3 protein-coding genes are annotated in these 2,904 nt (G+C 39.4%); all 3 read left to right on the top strand.

The annotated features are described in order from the left end of the window. The coding region (locus ABF281_RS04360; protein WP_347180473.1) for a sulfatase-like hydrolase/transferase at positions 1–1,019 on the top strand (1,019 nt) is incomplete at its 5' end. A 23-nt stretch (positions 1,020–1,042) separates the two neighbouring features. Then, positions 1,043–2,224, top strand: a complete 1,182-nt coding sequence (locus ABF281_RS04365) for a cytochrome P450 (protein ID WP_347180474.1) — start codon at positions 1,043–1,045, stop codon at positions 2,222–2,224. A 27-nt stretch (positions 2,225–2,251) separates the two neighbouring features. Then, a partial coding sequence (locus ABF281_RS04370; RefSeq protein ID WP_347180475.1) for an FAD-binding oxidoreductase occupies positions 2,252–2,904 on the top strand: 653 nt, incomplete at its 3' end.

Here is a 2,904-nt window from a genome sequence, read left to right on the forward strand (position 1 = left end):
ATAGAGCTATAGATTTTGTGAAGAACACCCCAGAAGGTAATCCCTTCTTTTTATATATGGCTTATAACGCACCACATTGGCCTTTACATGCCAAAGCTGAAGATATTGCGAAGTATAAGGGGAAATACGATGCCGGTTGGGATGAGCTGCGCAAACTCCGTTTTGAAAACATTAAAAAATTAGGTCTCGCTGATGAGCACTGGAATTTATTTAAAGATAAATTACTGCCTTCTTGGGACAGTTTGAGTACAGAAGAAAAGGCAGACTGGACTTTAAAAATGGAAGTTTATGCTGCCATGGTAGATAACCTAGATCAGAACATTGGTAAGCTACTCAACTACTTGGGAACCACAGATCAATTAGAGAATACTGTAGTGATTTTTCTTTCAGATAATGGCGCAGAAAATATGGATGTAGGAAAAATGCCTTTTACTGTAAAACGTAACGAGGGGGCAGTAGGTACAGCCGGTTCTATGGAAGCCTATAGTAAGAAATGGGCCCAAGTATCCAATAGTCCTTTACGAAGTTATAAATCATCGCCTTACGAAGGCGGAACAGCTACGCCTTTCATTATCCGTTATCCAGGGCAAAAAGATTCTGGTAAAATTTTAGAAGGTGGTGCCCACTTAGTAGATTTAATGCCTACGCTATTAGATATTACTGGAGTTAAATACCCTGAAACGTATAATGGAGTCACACCAAATCCGTTGGTTGGAGAAAGTTTATTGCCCCTATTATCTCAAGGAAAATGGGATAGAGAACAACCCATTTGTTTTGAGTGGTTTGGCGATCGTGCAGTCTGGCTTGGCAATTTGAAGGGTGTTCATCAGTATCAAAAAGAGTGGGAACTATATGACCTTTCTACCGACAGAACGGAGTCAAATGATATCGCTGCTTCTCAGCCAGAGACCATTGCAAAAATGGATTCTATTTATAACAAATGGGCAACTGAGAATGGGGTCATTCCTTGGTCAGAGGAGATGGCTAAAAAAACACAGTTTAGAAGACAATCACATTAATATTATAATTCTTTATAAAAATCATGAAACAGGTACCTTCATACAATAAAAGCGTTTTTTCTACTAAATCTTTAGCTTCAGGGTTACAGCTGTATAAAGATTTGAGTGCACTAGGAGATGTTATTTATCTCAAAAAAGACAAGGTGTACGCTGTTACCAGCTATGCAGCCCATATGGAAGTACTGAACGATCCGGAAACCTTTACGGCTGACCAGGGGGTTGCCTTGAATAAACAAGCAAATGAAGTACCCGAGGCCAAAGTTTCTGTTTTGATGAGTGAGGGGGAGGAACAAAGAAAGCGCAAAGCTTGGTATATGAAACCCATAACCCAACGAAAGCTCAAAGATATCAAGGATAATATTTCTGAGTCTTGTGAAAATATGGTGCAAAATTTGGCTGAAAAAAATGAAATAGAGGTTGTTAAAGATTTTGCAGCGCACATCCCTTTGGAAATCGTCAGCAAAATGATAGGATATCCTGAGAAAGGCAGCAAAAAATTATTGGATTGGGCCTTTGCTACCTTTAACACCTTCGGGCCAAACAATCTAAGAACCCTTAAGTCATTACCGGGACTTATATTTGGGTTGTCTAAATATTCTCGGACCTTAAACAAGGATAATGTTTTGCCAGGAAGTTGGTCTCATGCGACCTTCAAAGCAATTGAAGAAGGTAAATTAGGTGAGGATGAAGGAAGAGCCATAGTAATGGGTTATGCAATACCCAGTTTAGATACGACAATTCAATCAGCAACTTCTATGTTTGAGTTGTTGGCAAAACACCCTGAAAAATTCAATGAGATCAAAGAAAATCCTGATTTGATTAGAGGCGTTGTAAACGAGGCTATCCGACTATCTTCACCCGTACGAGGATTTTCTCGAGTGATAACCAAAGATACAGAAGTTGCTGGCTACCAACTAGAGAAAGGTAAAAGGGTTCTGATGCTCTGGAGCTGCGCAAATAGAGATCCGAAAAAATATCCTAATCCTGATGAATTTGATATCCACCGAAATCCTGAGGATCACTTAGGTTGGGGGTATGGAAACCACAGGTGTGCAGGAGAACATTTGGCGAGGTTAGAGATGGAAGAGTTATTAAAAGCACTTTGCAAATATGCCAGCAGACTCGAAGTAGGCAATTCTGAGCCATTTTTGAACAACACCTTACAAGGTTACAAAAGCATGTCTGGAAAAATTATTCCGGCATAATAAATAATCTGACTAACGGAAAAAACAATGAAATTTCATCCATTAAAGGTACTTGAAGTAAAGCCTGAAACAGAGTATGCGGTAGCAGTTACTTTGAATGTACCAGAAGATTTAAATCAGGAGTTCAACTATTTACCTGGTCAATATCTTACTTTGAAGTTTACCCTCAATGGAGAGGAACAGCGAAGGGCCTACTCCATGTGCAGCAGCCCCATAGAAGATCATATTACCATTGGGGTAAAACGGGTAGAAAATGGATTGGTGTCAAATCATATTAATGACCATGTTAAGGAAGGAGGAACCATAGAAATAATGCCTCCACAAGGTAATTTTCGTGTAACATGTCAAGAGGAACAACAAAAAAAATACATTCTCTTTGGTGGTGGTAGCGGAATTACTCCTCTACTATCAATAGCAAAAACAGTAATGTCAAAAGAGCCAAAGAGCACAGTAAAGTTACTCTATGCAAACGAACGGCTCGATACAGTTATGTTTAAAAGTCAAATTGATACACTGGAGGAAAACTACAGTAATCGTTTTAAAGTAGAACATATTATAAACATTCCCCCGACAGATTGGCAAGGTAAACGAGGACTGCTCGATACCGATACAATTAAGGCAGCAGTTCAGGAGCTAGGCACACAATATGATGCTACCGAATGTTATATCTGCGGTCCCTC

Source organism: Wenyingzhuangia sp. (assembly GCF_039768515.1).
Lineage (GTDB): Bacteria > Bacteroidota > Bacteroidia > Flavobacteriales > Flavobacteriaceae > Wenyingzhuangia.